This is a genomic window from Pseudomonas sp. PVC-3-1, from assembly GCF_057444315.1.
Map to the genome: position 1 here is coordinate 2,973,983 of NZ_CM172023.1, position 15,833 is coordinate 2,989,815.

17 protein-coding genes are annotated in these 15,833 nt (G+C 65.9%); 15 read left to right on the forward strand and 2 right to left on the reverse strand.

All coding sequences use genetic code 11. The features are described 5' to 3' along the window. Positions 1–13: 13 nt before the first annotated feature. The 9 genes from AC2T4A_RS13965 to AC2T4A_RS14005 all read left to right on the forward strand — a co-directional run bounded on the left by AC2T4A_RS13965 (position 14) and on the right by AC2T4A_RS14005 (position 8,838). Positions 14–2,242: a chemotaxis protein CheA gene (locus AC2T4A_RS13965; RefSeq protein ID WP_486743540.1), complete on the forward strand. Its 2,229-nt coding sequence runs from the start codon at positions 14–16 to the stop codon at positions 2,240–2,242. A gap of 77 nt (positions 2,243–2,319) precedes the next feature. After that, complete coding sequence (locus AC2T4A_RS13970) at positions 2,320–3,438, forward strand: protein-glutamate methylesterase/protein-glutamine glutaminase (protein ID WP_486743541.1); 1,119 nt, start codon at positions 2,320–2,322, stop codon at positions 3,436–3,438. Continuing rightward, the gene (locus tag AC2T4A_RS13975) at positions 3,438–4,178 is read left to right on the forward strand and encodes a flagellar motor protein (RefSeq protein ID WP_486743542.1); all 741 of its coding nucleotides are present in this window, start codon (positions 3,438–3,440) and stop codon (positions 4,176–4,178) included. Before AC2T4A_RS13970 ends, AC2T4A_RS13975 begins: the two co-directional genes overlap by 1 nt. A gap of 15 nt (positions 4,179–4,193) precedes the next feature. Next, on the forward strand, positions 4,194–5,075 hold the full coding sequence (motD, locus tag AC2T4A_RS13980) for a flagellar motor protein MotD (RefSeq protein WP_416745107.1): 882 nt from the start codon (positions 4,194–4,196) through the stop codon (positions 5,073–5,075). Between the two features lie 314 nt (positions 5,076–5,389). Further along, positions 5,390–6,178, forward strand: a complete 789-nt coding sequence (locus AC2T4A_RS13985) for a ParA family protein (RefSeq protein ID WP_416745106.1) — start codon at positions 5,390–5,392, stop codon at positions 6,176–6,178. A gap of 97 nt (positions 6,179–6,275) precedes the next feature. Then, complete coding sequence (locus AC2T4A_RS13990) at positions 6,276–7,211, forward strand: CheW domain-containing protein (protein ID WP_486743543.1); 936 nt, start codon at positions 6,276–6,278, stop codon at positions 7,209–7,211. A gap of 74 nt (positions 7,212–7,285) precedes the next feature. Further along, positions 7,286–7,765 carry a chemotaxis protein CheW gene (locus AC2T4A_RS13995; RefSeq protein WP_015476565.1) on the forward strand — a complete coding sequence of 160 codons (480 nt, stop codon included), beginning with the start codon at positions 7,286–7,288 and terminating at the stop codon, positions 7,763–7,765. A 1-nt stretch (position 7,766) separates the two neighbouring features. Further along, on the forward strand, positions 7,767–8,174 hold the full coding sequence (locus AC2T4A_RS14000; RefSeq protein ID WP_486743544.1) for a DUF2802 domain-containing protein: 408 nt from the start codon (positions 7,767–7,769) through the stop codon (positions 8,172–8,174). Between the two features lie 166 nt (positions 8,175–8,340). Further along, complete coding sequence (locus AC2T4A_RS14005; RefSeq protein ID WP_416745103.1) at positions 8,341–8,838, forward strand: hypothetical protein; 498 nt, start codon at positions 8,341–8,343, stop codon at positions 8,836–8,838. Between the two features lie 5 nt (positions 8,839–8,843). Here AC2T4A_RS14005 and AC2T4A_RS14010 read toward each other — a convergent pair whose 3' ends face one another. Continuing rightward, on the reverse strand, positions 8,844–9,185 hold the full coding sequence (locus tag AC2T4A_RS14010) for an EscU/YscU/HrcU family type III secretion system export apparatus switch protein (protein WP_486743545.1): 342 nt from the start codon (positions 9,183–9,185) through the stop codon (positions 8,844–8,846). Beyond that, the gene (gene fliK, locus AC2T4A_RS14015; protein WP_486743546.1) at positions 9,182–10,804 is read right to left on the reverse strand and encodes a flagellar hook-length control protein FliK; all 1,623 of its coding nucleotides are present in this window, start codon (positions 10,802–10,804) and stop codon (positions 9,182–9,184) included. Before fliK ends, AC2T4A_RS14010 begins: the two co-directional genes overlap by 4 nt. A 260-nt stretch (positions 10,805–11,064) precedes the next feature. Here fliK and ccmA point away from each other — a divergent pair, with 260 nt between their 5' ends. The 6 genes from ccmA to AC2T4A_RS14045 all read left to right on the forward strand — a co-directional run bounded on the left by ccmA (position 11,065) and on the right by AC2T4A_RS14045 (position 15,831). Beyond that, positions 11,065–11,721, forward strand: a complete 657-nt coding sequence (gene ccmA, locus AC2T4A_RS14020) for a cytochrome c biogenesis heme-transporting ATPase CcmA (protein ID WP_478377482.1) — start codon at positions 11,065–11,067, stop codon at positions 11,719–11,721. Further along, entirely contained in the window at positions 11,718–12,389 is a 672-nt protein-coding gene (ccmB, locus tag AC2T4A_RS14025; protein ID WP_017520311.1) for a heme exporter protein CcmB, read from the forward strand. Before ccmA ends, ccmB begins: the two co-directional genes overlap by 4 nt. Positions 12,390–12,454: 65 nt before the next feature. Continuing rightward, on the forward strand, positions 12,455–13,201 hold the full coding sequence (locus AC2T4A_RS14030) for a heme ABC transporter permease (RefSeq protein WP_486743547.1): 747 nt from the start codon (positions 12,455–12,457) through the stop codon (positions 13,199–13,201). Further along, the gene (gene ccmD, locus AC2T4A_RS14035; protein ID WP_024765945.1) at positions 13,198–13,374 is read left to right on the forward strand and encodes a heme exporter protein CcmD; all 177 of its coding nucleotides are present in this window, start codon (positions 13,198–13,200) and stop codon (positions 13,372–13,374) included. Before AC2T4A_RS14030 ends, ccmD begins: the two co-directional genes overlap by 4 nt. Next, complete coding sequence (gene ccmE / locus AC2T4A_RS14040) at positions 13,371–13,856, forward strand: cytochrome c maturation protein CcmE (RefSeq protein ID WP_045212029.1); 486 nt, start codon at positions 13,371–13,373, stop codon at positions 13,854–13,856. Before ccmD ends, ccmE begins: the two co-directional genes overlap by 4 nt. Position 13,857: 1 nt before the next feature. After that, a complete protein-coding gene (locus AC2T4A_RS14045) occupies positions 13,858–15,831 on the forward strand; it encodes a heme lyase CcmF/NrfE family subunit (RefSeq protein ID WP_416745098.1) in 1,974 nt (657 codons plus the stop codon). Positions 15,832–15,833 lie beyond the last annotated feature (2 nt).

Here is a 15,833-nt window from a genome sequence, read left to right on the forward strand (position 1 = left end):
AGGGAGCACCCGAATGAGCTTCGACGCCGATGACGAAATCCTCCAGGACTTCCTGGTGGAGGCCGGCGAGATCCTCGAGCTACTGTCCGAACAACTGGTCGAGCTGGAAAGCCGTCCGGAAGACATGGACCTGCTCAATGCCATCTTCCGTGGGTTCCACACCGTCAAGGGTGGGGCGGGCTTCCTCCAGCTGAACGCGCTGGTCGAGTGCTGCCACATCGCCGAGAACGTCTTCGACATGCTGCGCAAAGGCGAACGCCGCGTGGATGCCGAACTGATGGACGTGATGCTGCAGGCGCTGGATACCGTCAACGTCATGTTCCAGCAGGTCCGTGACGCTGAGGAACCGACGCCGGCTACTCCCGAGCTGCTCGCTGCGCTGTCACGTCTGGCTGATCCGAACGCTGCTCCGGCCGAAGCGCCGGTTGCCGCTCCGGTGGCCGCCGAGCCGGTTGTAGAGGAAGCTCCTGCTGCTCCTGCTGCCTATGGCGACATCACCGATGCCGAGTTCGAGCAACTGATGGATGCCCTCGAGCCCACCGCTGATGCGCCGGCCGCGCCGGTAGGCGCGGGTGGCGACGACATCACCGATGACGAGTTCGAAGCGCTGCTCGACCAACTGCACGGCAAGGGCCAGTTCAGCGCTGGCGCCAAGGAGCCCGCCAAGCCGGCGCCGGCCCCCGCTGCCGAGACCCCGGCCGGCGGCGACGAGATCAGCGACGACGAGTTCGAAGCACTGCTGGACCAGTTGCATGGCAAGGGCCAGTTCACTGGCGCGAAGGAAGAAGCCAGCGCTCCCGTCGAGGCTGCTGCACAGACGAAGCCTGAGGAAGCTCCGGCCGCCAGCGGCGATGACAACATCACCGACGACGAATTCGAGAAGCTGCTCGATGAACTGCATGGCAAAGGCCAGTTCACCGGTGCGAAAGAAGAACCGGCCGCGGCTGCCAAGCCGGCTGCCGCAACGCCTGCGCCCAAACCCGCTGCCGCTCCGGCGCCAGCTCCGGCCGCTGCCGCCAAACCCGCTGCTGCCGCCAAGCCTGCCGCTGCTGCGGCTGACAAGCCGGCCAACGAGGCGGAAACCACCGTCCGTGTGGACACCGCGCGTCTGGACGAGATCATGAACATGGTCGGCGAACTGGTGCTGGTGCGTAACCGCCTGGTGCGCCTGGGCCTGAACAGCGGCGACGAGGCGATGGCCAAAGCCGTCTCCAACCTCGATGTGGTCACCGCCGACCTGCAGTCGTCGGTCATGAAGACCCGCATGCAGCCGATCAAGAAGGTCTTCGGCCGCTTCCCGCGCCAGGTCCGCGATCTGGCGCGCAATCTGAAGAAAGAGATCAACCTCGAGCTGATCGGCGAAGAGACCGACCTGGACAAGAACCTGGTCGAGGCCCTCGCCGACCCGCTGGTGCACCTGGTGCGCAACGCGGTGGACCATGGCATCGAAGGCCCTGACGAGCGCGAGGCCGCCGGCAAGTCGCGTTCGGGCAAGGTGGTGCTGTCCGCCGAGCAGGAAGGCGACCACATCCTGCTGTCGATCTCCGACGACGGCAAAGGCATGGACCCGGACGTGCTGCGCGCCAAGGCGGTGGAGAAGGGCCTGCTGGACAAGGACGCGGCCGATCGCCTGTCCGAATCCGACTGCTACAACCTGATCTTCGCCCCGGGCTTCTCGACCAAGACCGAGATTTCCGACGTCTCCGGCCGCGGTGTCGGCATGGACGTGGTGAAGACCAAGATTTCCCAGCTCAACGGGATCATCAACATCTACTCGACCAAGGGCCAGGGCTCGAAGATCGTCATCAAGGTCCCGCTGACCCTGGCGATCATGCCGACCCTGATGGTGATGCTGGGCAACCAGGCCTTCGCCTTCCCGCTGGTCAACGTCAACGAGATCTTCCACCTCGACCTGTCGAACACCAACGTGGTCGACGGCCAGGAAGTGGTGATCGTCCGCGACAAGGCCCTGCCGTTGTTCTACCTCAAGCGCTGGCTGGTGCCGGGCGCGCAGTATGACGAGCCGGGCGAAGGTCACGTGGTGATCCTCTCCGTGGGCACCCAGCGCATCGGCTTCGTGGTCGACCAACTGGTGGGCCAGGAAGAGGTGGTGATCAAGCCGCTGGGCAAGATGCTGCAGGGCACGCCGGGCATGGCGGGGGCGACGATTACCGGGGACGGGCGCATCGCGCTGATCCTCGACGTGCCGAGCATGCTCAAGCGCTACGCCCGTCGTATCTGACCGCCGTGGGCGAGCGCAGTCAATAAAACAAGCTGCGCTGGCCCATGTGATGGAAGAAGTTTTTTTCAGGAGTGTCTATGGCTGTCAAAGTCCTGGTGGTGGACGATTCGGGGTTCTTCCGCCGCCGCGTCTCGGAGATTCTTTCGGCTGATCCGCAGATCCAGGTGGTCGGTACGGCTACCAATGGCCGCGAGGCAATCGATCAGGCGCTGGCACTCAAGCCCGACGTGATCACCATGGACTACGAGATGCCGCTGATGGACGGCATCACTGCCGTACGGACCATCATGCAGCGCTGCCCGACGCCGGTCCTGATGTTCTCCTCGCTGACCCACGAGGGCGCGCGGGTGACCCTGGACGCGCTCGACGCTGGCGCCGTCGATTACCTGCCGAAGAATTTCGAGGACATCTCGCGCAACCCGGACAAGGTCCGCCAGCTGCTGTGCGAGAAGGTCCACACCATTGCCAAGAGCAACCGTCGCTTCGCTGCGTACTCTTCGTATTCCTCGAGCCCTTCGGCACCGGCTTCGACTCCGGCCGCCAGCGCTGCGCGTCAGGCTGCGCCCGCTTCGTCGGCCGGCAGCCATGCGCCGGCCGCTCCGGCGTCGGCGACCTCTGCCGCCCCAAAGCGTAAGCCCTACCGGCTGGTAGCCATCGGCACTTCGACCGGTGGGCCGGTGGCGCTGCAGCGGGTCCTGACCCAGCTGCCTGCCAACTTCCCCGCGCCGCTGGTGCTGATCCAGCACATGCCGGCGGCCTTCACCAAGGCATTCGCCGAGCGCCTGGACAAGCTGTGCAAGATCACCGTCAAGGAAGCCGAGGACGGCGACATCCTCCGTCCCGGCGTGGCCCTGCTGGCCCCCGGCGGCAAGCAGATGATGGTCGACGCCCGTGGCGCGATCCGCATTCTTCCCGGTGACGAGCGCCTGAACTACAAGCCCTGCGTGGATGTGACCTTCGGTTCCGCGTCCAAGGCCTATGGCGACAAGGTCCTGGCGGTGGTTCTCACCGGCATGGGCGCCGATGGCCGCGAGGGCGCGCGCATGCTCAAGCAGGGCGGTGCCCAGGTGTGGGCGCAGGATGAAGCCAGCTGCGTGATCTATGGCATGCCCATGGCGATCGCCAAGGCGGGCCTGGCCGATGCGGTGTACAGCCTGGATGACATCGGTCGCCACCTGACCGAGGCCTGCGGCTGATGGATGTCCTCAGTCTGGTCGGCCTGATCCTCGCGCTGGTTGCCATCATCGGCGGCAACTTCCTCGAGGGCGGGCACGTCGGTGCCCTGGCCAACGGCCCGGCGGCACTGATCGTGGTCGGCGGTACGCTGGCCGCGGCCCTGCTGCAAACTCCCGTCGTGGTGCTCAAGCGCGCCGTGACCATGCTGCGCTGGATGGTCCTGCCGCCCAAGGTGGACCTGGTCGGCGGCATCAACCATGTGGTCGGCTGGAGCATGACGGCGCGCAAGGAAGGCCTGCTGGGCCTGGAAACCGTCGCCGACGCCGAGCGCGACCCCTACGCGCGCAAGGGCCTGCAACTGCTGGTGGATGGCACCGAGCCGGAGACCATCCGCAGCATCCTCGAAGTCGACCTGTTCAACCAGGAAAGCCGTGACCTCGCCGCCGCCAAGGTGTTCGAGGCGATGGGCGGTTACTCGCCGACCATCGGCATCATTGGCGCGGTAATGGGCCTGATCCATGTGATGGGCAATCTTGCCGACCCCAGCCAGCTGGGCAATGGCATCGCCGTCGCGTTCGTCGCCACCATCTATGGCGTCGGCCTGGCCAACCTCCTGCTGCTGCCCATCGGCAACAAGCTGAAAAGCATCGTGCTGCGTCAGTCCTGCTACCGCGAAATGCTCATGGAGGGTCTGCTGTCCATCGCCGAGGGTGAGAACCCGCGCTCCATCGAGCTGAAGCTGCAAGGCTTCGTCGGCTAAGGGGGAGGGATGCGTATGCCTCGCCGCCGGCGCCATGAGGAACACGAGAATCACGAACGCTGGCTGGTGTCCTACGCGGACTTCATCACCCTGCTGTTCGCCTTCTTCGTGGTGATGTACTCGATCTCCTCGATCAACGAGGGCAAGTACAAGATCCTCTCGGAGACCCTGACCGGCGTGTTCAACCAGCCGGACCGCTCGATCCGCCCGATCCCCGTCGGCGAGGAGCGCCCGCGCACCCAGCAGCCGGACCAGTCGCTCAACGAACCGCAGGATGACGGCCAGACCCAGGGCAACCCCGATACCCTGCAGCAGATCACCGACAGCGTGCGCCAGGCTTTCGGCGACCTGATCTCCACCGACCAGTTGTCGGTGCGCGGCAACGAGTTCTGGATCGAGATCACCCTCAATTCCAGCCTGCTGTTCCCCAGTGGCGACGCGATACCCAACGACGCCGCCTTCGCCATCATCGAGAAGGTCGCCAGGATTCTGGCGCCCTACCGCAACCCGGTGCACGTCGAGGGCTTCACCGACAATGTGCCGATCCATAATTCGCAGTACCCGACCAACTGGGAACTGTCGGCGGCACGCGCCGCCAGCATCGTTCGCATGCTTGCCCAGGACGGCCTCGACGCCGGTCGGCTGGCGGCGGTGGGCTATGGCGAATTCCAGCCAGTGGCGGACAATGCCACGGCGGATGGCCGCGCACGCAACCGCCGGGTGGTGCTGGTGATCTCCCGCAACCTGGAGGTGCGCCGCAGCATCAGCGGGGTGGGCAGCGGCAAGGCGCAGCCGGACCCGGCGTTGCGGCATGCTGGCACGCAATCTGCACCAGTGATTGCCAGCGAGGCGCCCGGCAGTGGCGCCGTCAATTCTTCGTCATCGGCAGGGGACTAGGGTCTGATGATGCTTTTGGCGCGGCCGCGACGGAGCCGCATTTTGCGCAGTGTTAGGCGCGAGGAGTGTGGTTTGGTCATTCCAAATGAACGACGAGTAACGCAGCACTGCGCAAAATGCGGCCCGTCCCTTCGGGTTGCGCGGCAAATCACGCCATGCGTCGTTGCGGGACTTGAAAAGGGAATGACCATTTCCTGCGCCCCGCGTCTAGCCTGGCGTGATTTGTCGCGGCAACGCGGCTCGTGCCAAAAGCATCATCAGACCCTTCACATGATGACCCTGATCCGATCCTGTGCATGCGGGGAGCCAGCACTATGAAAGTCTGGGCGGTAGCCAACCAGAAAGGTGGCGTGGGCAAGACCACATCCTCCATCGCATTGGCCGGCCTGCTGGCGGACGCCGGCAAGCGCGTGCTGATCGTCGACCTGGACCCCCACGGCTCGATGACCAGTTACTTCGGCCACGACCCGGACACCCTGGAGCACAGCGTATTCGACCTGTTCCTGCACCAGGGCAACGTGCCCGAGGGCCTGCCGCAATCGCTGTTGCTTCCCACCAGCCACGAGAACATCCGCCTGCTGCCCTCCAGCACCGCGCTGGCCACCCTGGAGCGCCAGTCGCCCGGGCAGAACGGCCTGGGCCTGGTGATCGCCAAGAGCCTGGCGCAGCTGTGGAACGAATTCGACCACGCCATCATCGACAGCCCGCCACTGCTGGGCGTGCTGATGGTCAACGCCATGGCGGCCAGCCAGCACCTGGTGATCCCGGTGCAGACTGAATTCCTCGCCCTCAAGGGCCTGGAACGCATGGTCAACACGCTGAAAATGGTCAATCGCTCGCGCAAGCAGGCGCTGCCGTTCACCATCGTGCCGACCCTGTTCGACCGTCGTACCCAGGCATCGCTGGGCACGCTTCGGGTGTTGCGCGATACCTATCCGGACACCCTCTGGCAGGCGTTCATCCCGGTGGACACCAAGCTGCGTGATGCCAGCCGGCTGGGCACAGTGCCCTCGCGCAACGACGGCAACAGCCGCGGCGTGATCGCCTACCGCGCGCTGCTCAAGCATCTGCTGGCCCATGTGCCGGCGAGCCAGGTAGCCTGAAGATGGCAGGCACGATTAAAAGAATCCGACGGATGCGCTCAAGAGCGGCGCGTCTGCTGCCGATAGGCTGGACAGTCACCTTGCGCGGTTATCCATCATGAGTCGTTCCGCTACCGCCACACGCCCCCAGCTCGCGCTGCAGTCCTACCTGGACGCGCTGCTGCAGGAGGCCACTTTCGAAGACTTCGTCGCGGAACCGGTGGCGCAGCCTGTTGCTGCGCCTGTCGTTCTCGCTCCGGTTGCCTCGGTGGCACTGGTCGTCAGCGAGCCGGTCGCGCCCTTGCTCGCCGAGCCTCAGGCTGCCGTCGTACAGGCGCCGGAAACCAGCGTCAGCCTCGACGAATTTGAAGCAGCGGTGCTGGAAGAACAGGTCCGCGATGCGCGTTTGAACGCGGCTGCCCGTGAGCCGGTGGTCCAGGCTCCGGCGGCTGAAGTGCGCCTGCCCGAGCCGGTCGCGGAAGCCTTTGTCGCCGATGAGCCACCGGCACAGCTGGCCCAGGTCATCGACCTGCACCAGCCCGGCAGCGCCGAGATGCCCGCCGCGCCGCTCAAGCTGCTCGATGACGGTCGCCCGGTGTGGGCCGCCGAGCCCTTCGAGTGCCTGCTGTTCGACGTCGCCGGGCTGACCCTGGCGGTGCCGCTGGTGTGCCTGGGCTCCATTTATCCACTGGCGGGGCACGACCTGACCCCGCTGTTCGGCCAGCCCGACTGGTTCCTCGGCATCCTGCCGGGGCAGAACGGCAACCTGAAGGTACTCGACACCGCGCGCTGGGTGATGCCCGAGCGTTACCGCGACGATTACCGCGAGGGGCTGCAATACGTGATTTCCGTGCAGGGCTACGAGTGGGGGCTGGCCGTGCACCAGGTCAGCCGCTCGGTGCGCCTGGACCCGTCCGAGGTGAAGTGGCGCAGCCAGCGCCAGCAACGCCCGTGGCTGGCCGGCACGGTGATCGACCAGATGTGCGCGCTGCTCGATGTCTCGGCCCTGGCCGAATTGATCGCCAGCGGCGCGGCCAAGCGCCTGCAGCCCTGAGGCCGGGTGCAATCCTGATTTGACAGACAACCTCCGCGCCGCAGGCGGCGTGGAACCAGAAGAGGCGAGGGGATATGAAGAAAACGTCAGCGCAAGGTGCCGAAGATCCGATTCTGCAGTGGGTCACCTTCCGCCTGGACAACGAGACCTACGGCATCAACGTGATGCAGGTCCAGGAAGTGCTGCGCTACACCGAGATCGCGCCGGTCCCTGGGGCCCCGAGCTACGTGCTGGGCATCATCAACCTGCGCGGCAACGTGGTCACCGTGATCGACACCCGCCAGCGCTTCGGCCTGGACCCGGCTCCGGTCTCGGACAACACCCGCATCGTCATCATCGAAGCTGACAAGCAAGTCGTCGGCATCCTGGTCGATAGCGTTGCCGAGGTCGTCTACCTGCGCCAGTCCGAGATCGAGACCGCGCCGAACGTCGGTAACGAGGAATCGGCCAAGTTCATCCAGGGCGTCTGCAACAAGAACGGCGAGCTGCTGATCCTGGTCGAGCTGGACAAGATGATGACCGAGGAAGAGTGGTCGGAGCTGGAGAGCATCTGAGGTGCTGATCGCTCTGGTGGTGCTCGGTATCGCCTGCGCGGGGCTCGCGCTGGCCTGTGTGTGGCTGTCCGGCCGGCAGCGCGCCCAGGAAGCCCGGGCGGCGCAGCTGGAGAAGCAGTTGGCGGTGTTCGAGCAGCGTCTGAAGGAGCAGAGCAAGCGCATCGAGTCGTACCAGCAGGTCAACATCCGCATGGGCGAAGAGCTGCGCGAGCTGAACAAGCAGGTCGCGCCGTTGCCTGAGCGCCTGGTGCGCATGGAGCAGCGCGACCCCTCCAGCCTGTCCTTCAGCCAGGCCGCGCGGCTGGTCGGCATGGGCGCCAGCCCTGAGGACCTGACCCAGAGCTGCGGCCTTTCCCAGGCTGAAGCCGAGCTGGTTGCCCGCCTGCATCAGGGCAAGGCGCGGGACTGAGCCCGGGCCGGCCCTTGCCAGCACGATGTTTTCCGCGCTGTCCACCGCCTGTCGGGATTTCTGATTTGTAGGATTCGCACTACGAGCAATTAGGACTCGTCTGATAAGAATGGCGGCAAATCGTCGCTAAATTGGCCTCGTCAAAATTCTTTCCGAGGCCATCGATATGGCAACCATTTCCCGACGCGCCATGGTGCTGTGTTCGCATCCCGGCCGGCTGCTGAACTACAGCGTGCTGCTCAATCGTCTGGAGTTCTACCACTTGAGCCTGTGCCTGAACCTCGACGAGGTGCGCAAGGCGCTCGCCACCCGCCAGCGTTACAGCCTGTTCATTCATGACGACTTCCGTCCCGGCCCCGGCGAGCTACTGAGCCTGAAGGCGCTGAGCCAGAGCAACACCTTCCGCCAGTTCCTGCTGGTCGGGCACTACAGCGCGGAAGAGAAACGCGGCCTGATGCAGTGGGCCTGGTCCAACCGCGTGCCCTTGCTGGACGTGCTGGACAAGCCGATTTCGCTGGCGCACCTGCGTGAAGTGACCAGCAGCATGGTGCTCTACCACAGCGAGGACGAGCAGCCGATTCACCAGGCGGTTCGCGAGATCCGCGACTTCGCCCCGGCAGGTGACCATCCGCCGCTGCGCACGGGCTGCGACTTCCGCTCCTGAGCGGTCTACCGGCGCCGGGAGGCAGGGCCTTCCAGCAGCAGGGGCGTGGCGTCCGGCGGTGACTCCGGCGTGTCGTGCAGCGGGCTCTTGCCCTTGAGGTACCAGGCAAAGGCGATGATCTCGGCGATGGTGCGGTAGAGCGCCTCGGGAATAGCGTCGCCCAGCTCCAGGCGCGCCAGCAGGCGCACCAGGTCGCCGTTTTCGTAGATCGGCACTTCGTGGTGTCTGGCGATGGCGAGGATGGTTTCCGCCAATTCGTCGTCGCCCTTGGCGGTGAGCGTCGGCGCGCTCTGGCCGTCGTAGTTGAGCGCGATGGCCTGACGCGGCGCTTTTCTGGCTTTCTTCATGCGGTTTCATCCACCCAGCGTTGTTCCACCGCCGTGCGCGCGCCCTGGGGCGGCTTGCCCTGGCGGCAACTCAGCTCGCCCACGGTCAGGCCGGCGTCGTTCAGACGTTGGCGCAGGGTGCCCAGTTCGCCATCGATCAAGCTGGCAGTGGTGGCGCGTTCGGCCCACAACTGCGTGCCGATGCTGCCATGGGCCAGGGTCGCCTGGACCTGGAGCGGTCCGAGGCCATCCAGGTCGAAGGCCAGGTCGACGCGCCAGAGCATTTCGCGCGTCTGCTGCTCGCGCTCGCTCGCCGGACTGTCCTTTTCTTCCTGCTGGATACGCACCTGGATCGGCACCATCTGCTGCTGATGGCGCAGGGGGATTTCCAGCTGCCAGGTATTCACCAGCGTGCCGTCGGGCAGTACGTCGCTTTGCGCCAGGCTGCCCAACTGATGCGTCTGCAGGCGCGAAACCGCTGCGGCGGCAAGCTTGAGCAGCGCCTGGAGATCGCCCTCCTGCTCCAGTTCACGGGCCAGCCGGCTGGGCAGCGGAAAGCTGATCGCTGGCGGCGTGCGGCCGCTGGTCTGGCCGATCACGCCCAGGGCATTGCGCACGAAGGAGGGCATGGCCTGCGCCAGATTGTTGGCTCCGGCGAGGGCATTTCCCGGCAGGTTGCTCAGGACCGCGGCTGCGGTTCCGCCCTGGACGGCTGGCAGGAGCTGGGCGATCAATCTCAGCAGATTGGCCTTGAGGTCCTGGGGCAGGCCCTCCACCCCGCGCAGCAACTGCGCCTCAAGGAATACGCCGCTCTGCTGGAAGGCTTGGGCCACGCCCTTGGCGTCGCTGAGCTGGCGCACGTCCGGGAGTGCGCCGAGCAGTTTGTCCATCGCCTGGCGCAGCTCGGGGCTCAGGTCCGGGCTCGTGTTCGGATTGGTTCCAGCGCCCTGCAGCGCCCTGAACAGGCCGTCCAGCGAGCCCTGGCGACTTTGTTGGGCGCCGAGTTGCAGGCTCAGGTCGAGCTGGTCCAGGCGTGCGTTCATCGGCAGGAACTGCAAGGCCTGCTGGTCCTGCACACGGGCGCTGAGCAGACTGTTGAGCGGTAGCGGGTTGGGTGATTCGAGGCTCAGCTGGCGCCCGGCCAGCGGAGTGTTGAGCAGCGTCACCAGGACCTTGTAGACCACCTGTTCGGCCTTGCCCTGGGCGATCAGCTGGCTGGCGTCCACCTTGCCCTGGATCAGCGTTCCGACCGGCAGCACGTCGAGGTCGAGGCTGCCCAGTGGCGATTGGCTGGCACCGCCCAGGCCGAGCGGGCCGAGGCTCGGTTGCGTCAGCAAAGTAGCGGCGAGGCTGGTCTGGTTCAGCGTCGAGAGTTGCAGGGTGCTGCCCTTGGGCAGCGGCTGGGAGCTTTCCGCGACGACCAATGCTTGCTGGCCGCTGGCCATGGTCAGGCGCAGCAGCAATTGGAAGTTCACTTGCCCATCGCGTACGGCCAGCACCTCCGCGTGGGCCTTCTCTCCCGGCGGCAACAGGTCGCCCAGGCTCTGCGCGAGCTTGAGCGTCAGCTCGGCCGAGCTCTGCGCGCTGCGCAGCGACGGTGTAGGCGGTAGCGGACGGGAAGCGCCAATTTCACTCGGCATCGGGGACCTGTAGGCGGCGTGGCGGGGTTACGCCCAGTATATCGGCGGCGACCGTGGGCACTTTAGACCGCCTGGCGGCAGCGGAGGAGGGCGGTGCACACAGGCAAGGTGCGCTGATTTGACGTTACACCCTGTCGAAAAACCTGACGTCGAGCGTAGGAACGCCTGTGTATAATGCGCCGCCCGAGGCCGTGCTTGGCGGCCCGGGCGGTATGGCCGCTTTTTTGCACCACTGACTGTTTTCTGCCCGACGGTTGCCGATGCCCTTGACCCATCCACTCCTCGAAACCGTGGCGCTCGCCTGCGAGCGGGACTGGCGCATGCTGTTCGAGCGTCTCGATTTGCGACTGGGCGCGGGCGAGATGCTACAGATCGTCGGCCCCAACGGCAGCGGCAAGACCAGCCTGCTGCGCCTGCTCAGCGGTCTGATGCAGCCCACCGCCGGTGACGTGCTGCTCAACGGCAAGCCGCTCACCGAGCAGCGTCACGAACTGGCCCGGCTGCTGCTGTGGATCGGCCACGCCGCCGGCATCAAGGGCCTGCTCACCGCCGAGGAAAACCTCGCCTGGCTCTGCGCCCTGCACCAGCCGGCCAACCGCGATGCCATCTGGCAGGCGCTGGATGCGGTGGGCCTGCGCGGCTTCGAGGATGTTCCCTGCCATACGCTGTCCGCCGGCCAGCAGCGCCGCGTGGCCCTGGCGCGCCTGTACCTGGACGCGCCGCCGCTGTGGATCCTCGACGAACCCTTCACCGCCCTGGACAAGCAGGGCGTGGCTCAGCTCGAAGAACACCTGGCCGGCCATTGCGAGCGTGGCGGTCTGGTCGTGCTGACCACCCACCACACGCTGGAGCGCATGCCGCAGGGCTACCGTGCCCTTGACCTGGGCCAGCATGCACGGGAGGTCGCGGCGCGATGAGCAACGTTTTCACCCTGTTGCTCGCCCGCGAAGCGCGCCTGCTGTTCCGCCGTCCGGCGGAGCTGGCTAATCCTTTGGTGTTCTTTGCCATCGTCATCGCATTGTTCCCGCTGGCGGTCGGCCCCGAATCGGAAATGCTCAAGAATCTCTCGCCGGGGCTGGTCTGGGTTGCGGCTTTGCTGGCAGTGCTGCTGTCGCTGGACGGCCTGTTCCGCAGCGATTTCGAAGATGGCTCCTTGGAACAGTGGGTCCTTTCGCCGCACCCCCTGCCACTACTGGTCCTGGCTAAAGTGCTGGCACACTGGCTGGTTTCAGGGCTGGCGCTGGTGCTGCTGTCGCCGCTGTTCGCCCTGATGCTGGGCCTGCCGGCGCGCTGCCTGCCCGACCTGTTGCTGTCGTTGCTGCTGGGCACGCCGATCCTGAGCCTGCTGGGCGCGGTTGGCGCGGCCCTTACCGTGGGCTTGAAGCGAGGCGGCCTGCTGCTGGCCTTGCTGATTCTGCCGCTCTACATTCCGGTGCTGATCCTGGGCAGCGGAGCGCTGCAGGCGTCGCTGCAGGGGCTGCCCACCGCCGGGCACCTGTTGTGGCTGGCCAGCCTGACGGCGTTAGCATTGACGCTGACGCCCTTTGCCATCGCCGCCGGGCTGAAGATCAGCGTCGGCGAGTGAACGAACGATCGCCGGGCTGGGAAGCGGCACCGGCGGCAGACTAGAGCTTTGAATTACAGAGCCTGATGATGAACTGGACTTGGTTTCACAAGCTTGGCTCGCCCAAGTGGTTCTACGAGATCAGCGGACGCTGGATGCCCTGGTTCGCGGTCGCCGCGATCCTGCTGATGGTTGCCGGCACTGTCTGGGGCCTGGCCTTCGCGCCGCCGGACTACCAGCAGGGCAACAGCTTCCGGATCATCTACATCCACGTGCCGGCCGCGTTCCTCGCCCAGTCCTGCTACGTGATGCTGGCGGTGGCCGGCGCGGTCGGGCTGATCTGGAAAATGAAGATCGCCGACGTCGCCGTACAGTGCGCCGCGCCCATCGGTGCCTGGATGACCTTCGTCGCGCTGGTCACCGGCGCCATCTGGGGCAAGCCGACCTGGGGCGCCTGGTGGGTCTGGGACGCGCGCCTGACCTCGATGCTGATCCTGCTGTTCCTGTATTTCGGCATCATCGCTCTCGGCCAGGCCATCACCAACCGCGACAGCGCCGCGAAGGCCTGCGCCGTGCTGGCCATCGTCGGCGTAGTGAACATCCCGATCATCAAGTACTCGGTGGACTGGTGGAGCACCCTGCACCAGCCGGCCACCTTCACCCTCACCGAGAAGCCGCCAATGCCGCCGGAGATGTGGATCCCGCTGCTGATGATGGTCGCCGGTTTCTACTGCTTCTTCGCCGTGGTGCTGATGATGCGCATGCGCCTTGAAGTGCTCAAGCGCGAAGCCCGCGCGAGCTGGGTCAAGGCCGAGGTGGAGCGCGCGCTATGAGTTTCGAGTCCTTCTCCGATTTCCTCGCCATGGGACACCATGGTCCGTATGTGTGGTCCGCCTACGCCATCTGCGCGGTGGTCCTGGCGATCAACGTCGTCTCGCCGATCGTGGCGCGGCGGCGTTACCTGCAAGAAGAGGCGCGTCGTCTGCGCCGGGAGGCCAGCAAGTGAATCCGGTCCGCAAGAAGCGTCTGTACATCGTTCTCGCCATCGTCGCCGGCGTTGGCGTCGCCGTCAGCCTGGCGCTGTCGGCCCTGCAGGAAAACATCAACCTGTTCTATACCCCGACCCAGATCGCCAACGGCGAGGCGCCGCACGACACGCGCATCCGCGCCGGCGGCATGGTGGAGAAGGGTTCGCTCAAGCGTTCGGCGGATTCGCTGGACGTGGAGTTCGTGGTCACCGACTTCGCCAAGGAAGTCACGGTGAAGTACCGCGGCATCCTCCCGGACCTGTTCCGCGAAGGGCAGGGCATCGTCGCCCTGGGCAAGATCAACGAAGCCGGCGTGCTGACCGCCGATGAAGTGCTGGCCAAGCACGACGAGAAATACATGCCGCCGGAAGTCACCAAGGCGCTCAAGGACAGCGGCAAGCTGGAACACTACGAGGCCAGCCAGAGCGGCAATGCCGCGCCACAGCAGGGGAGCAACTGACATGGTCCCCGAACTCGGCCACCTTTCGCTGATCCTCGCGCTGTGCATGGCGCTGGTGATGTCCTTTTTCCCACTGATCGGCGCCTGGCGCGGCGATCGCCAGTGGATGAGCCTGGCGCGCCCGGCAGCCTGGGGGCAGTTCGCCTTCCTGCTGTTCTCCTTCGGCTGCCTGACCTGGGCCTTCCTCCACGATGACTTCTCGGTGGCCTATGTCGCCAGCAACTCCAACAGCGCGCTGCCCTGGTTCTACAAGTTCAGCGCGGTGTGGGGCGCCCACGAAGGCTCGCTGCTGCTCTGGGCGCTGATTCTTGGCGGCTGGACTTTCGCCGTATCGGTGTTCTCCCGCCAGTTGCCGGAAGTGATGCTGGCCCGCGTGCTGGCCGTGATGGGCATGATCAGCACCGGCTTCCTACTGTTCCTGATCATCACCTCGAACCCCTTCAGCCGCCTGCTGCCGCAGGTGCCGGCCGACGGCAACGACCTGAACCCGCTGTTGCAGGACCCGGGCCTGATCTTCCACCCGCCGATGCTCTACATGGGCTACGTGGGCTTCTCGGTGGCCTTCGCCTTTGCCATCGCCGCGCTGCTCGGTGGCCGCCTCGACGCGGCCTGGGCGCGTTGGTCGCGCCCGTGGACCCTGGTGGCCTGGACCTTCCTCGGCGTGGGCATCGTGCTCGGCTCCTGGTGGGCCTACTACGAACTGGGTTGGGGCGGCTGGTGGTTCTGGGACCCGGTGGAAAACGCGTCCTTCATGCCCTGGCTGGTGGGCACCGCACTGATCCACTCGCTGGCGGTGACCGAGAAACGCGGCGTGTTCAAGAGCTGGACCGTGCTGCTGGCCATCGCGGCCTTCTCGCTGAGCCTGCTGGGTACCTTCCTGGTCCGCTCGGGCGTACTGACCTCGGTGCACGCCTTCGCCTCGGACCCTGAGCGCGGCGTGTTCATCCTCGCCTTCCTGCTGGTGGTGGTCGGTGGCTCACTGACGCTGTTCGCCCTGCGCGCGCCGGTGGTCAAGAGCCAGGTCGGCTTCGCCCTGTGGTCCCGCGAGACCCTGCTGTTGCTGAACAACCTGATCCTGGTGGTCACCGCTTCGATGATCCTGCTGGGCACCCTCTACCCGCTGGTGCTAGATGCCATCAGCGGCGCCAAGCTGTCGGTCGGCCCGCCGTACTTCAACGCGCTGTTCGTGCCGCTGATCGCCATCCTCATGCTGGCCCTGGCGGTCGGTGTGCTGGTGCGCTGGAAGGACACCCCGACGCGCTGGCTGCGCAACATGCTCACCCCGGTGCTGATCGGCACCGTGGTGCTGGGCGGCCTCGGCAGCTTCCTGTACGGCGAGTTGCACTGGGAAGTGCTGACCGTCTTCATGCTGGCGGCCTGGGTGGTGCTGGCCGGTGTGCGTGACTTCTTTGACAAGGTCCGCCACAAGGGCGTGATCGCCGGTGCCGCGGGTCTGAACCGCAGCTACTGGGGCATGCAGCTGGCGCACTTCGGTATCGCCATCTGCGCCATCGGCGTGGTCCTCACCAGCCAGTTCAGCGCCCAGCGCGACCTGCGCATGGCGCCGGGCGAGTCGGTGGAGCTGGCCGGTTACCAGTTCCGCTTCGAGGGTACCCATCACTTCGAAGGGCCGAACTTCACCTCCGACAAGGGCACCATCCTGGTGACCCGCAACGGTTCCGAAGTCGCCACGCTGCACCCGGAGAAGCGCCTGTACAGCGTGCAGAACTCGATGATGACCGAGGCCGGCATCCACGGCAGCCTGACCCGCGACCTCTACGTCGCCCTGGGTGAGCCGCTGGACAACGGCGCCTGGGCCGTGCGCGTGCACATCAAGCCCTTCGTGCGCTTCATCTGGCTCGGCGGTCTGCTGATGGCCCTGGGCGGCGTGCTGGCGGCGCTGGATCGTCGCTATCGCCTGAAAGTGAAAACGCGTGTACGCGAGGCCCTCGGCCTCGCCGGACAGGGAGCCTGAGT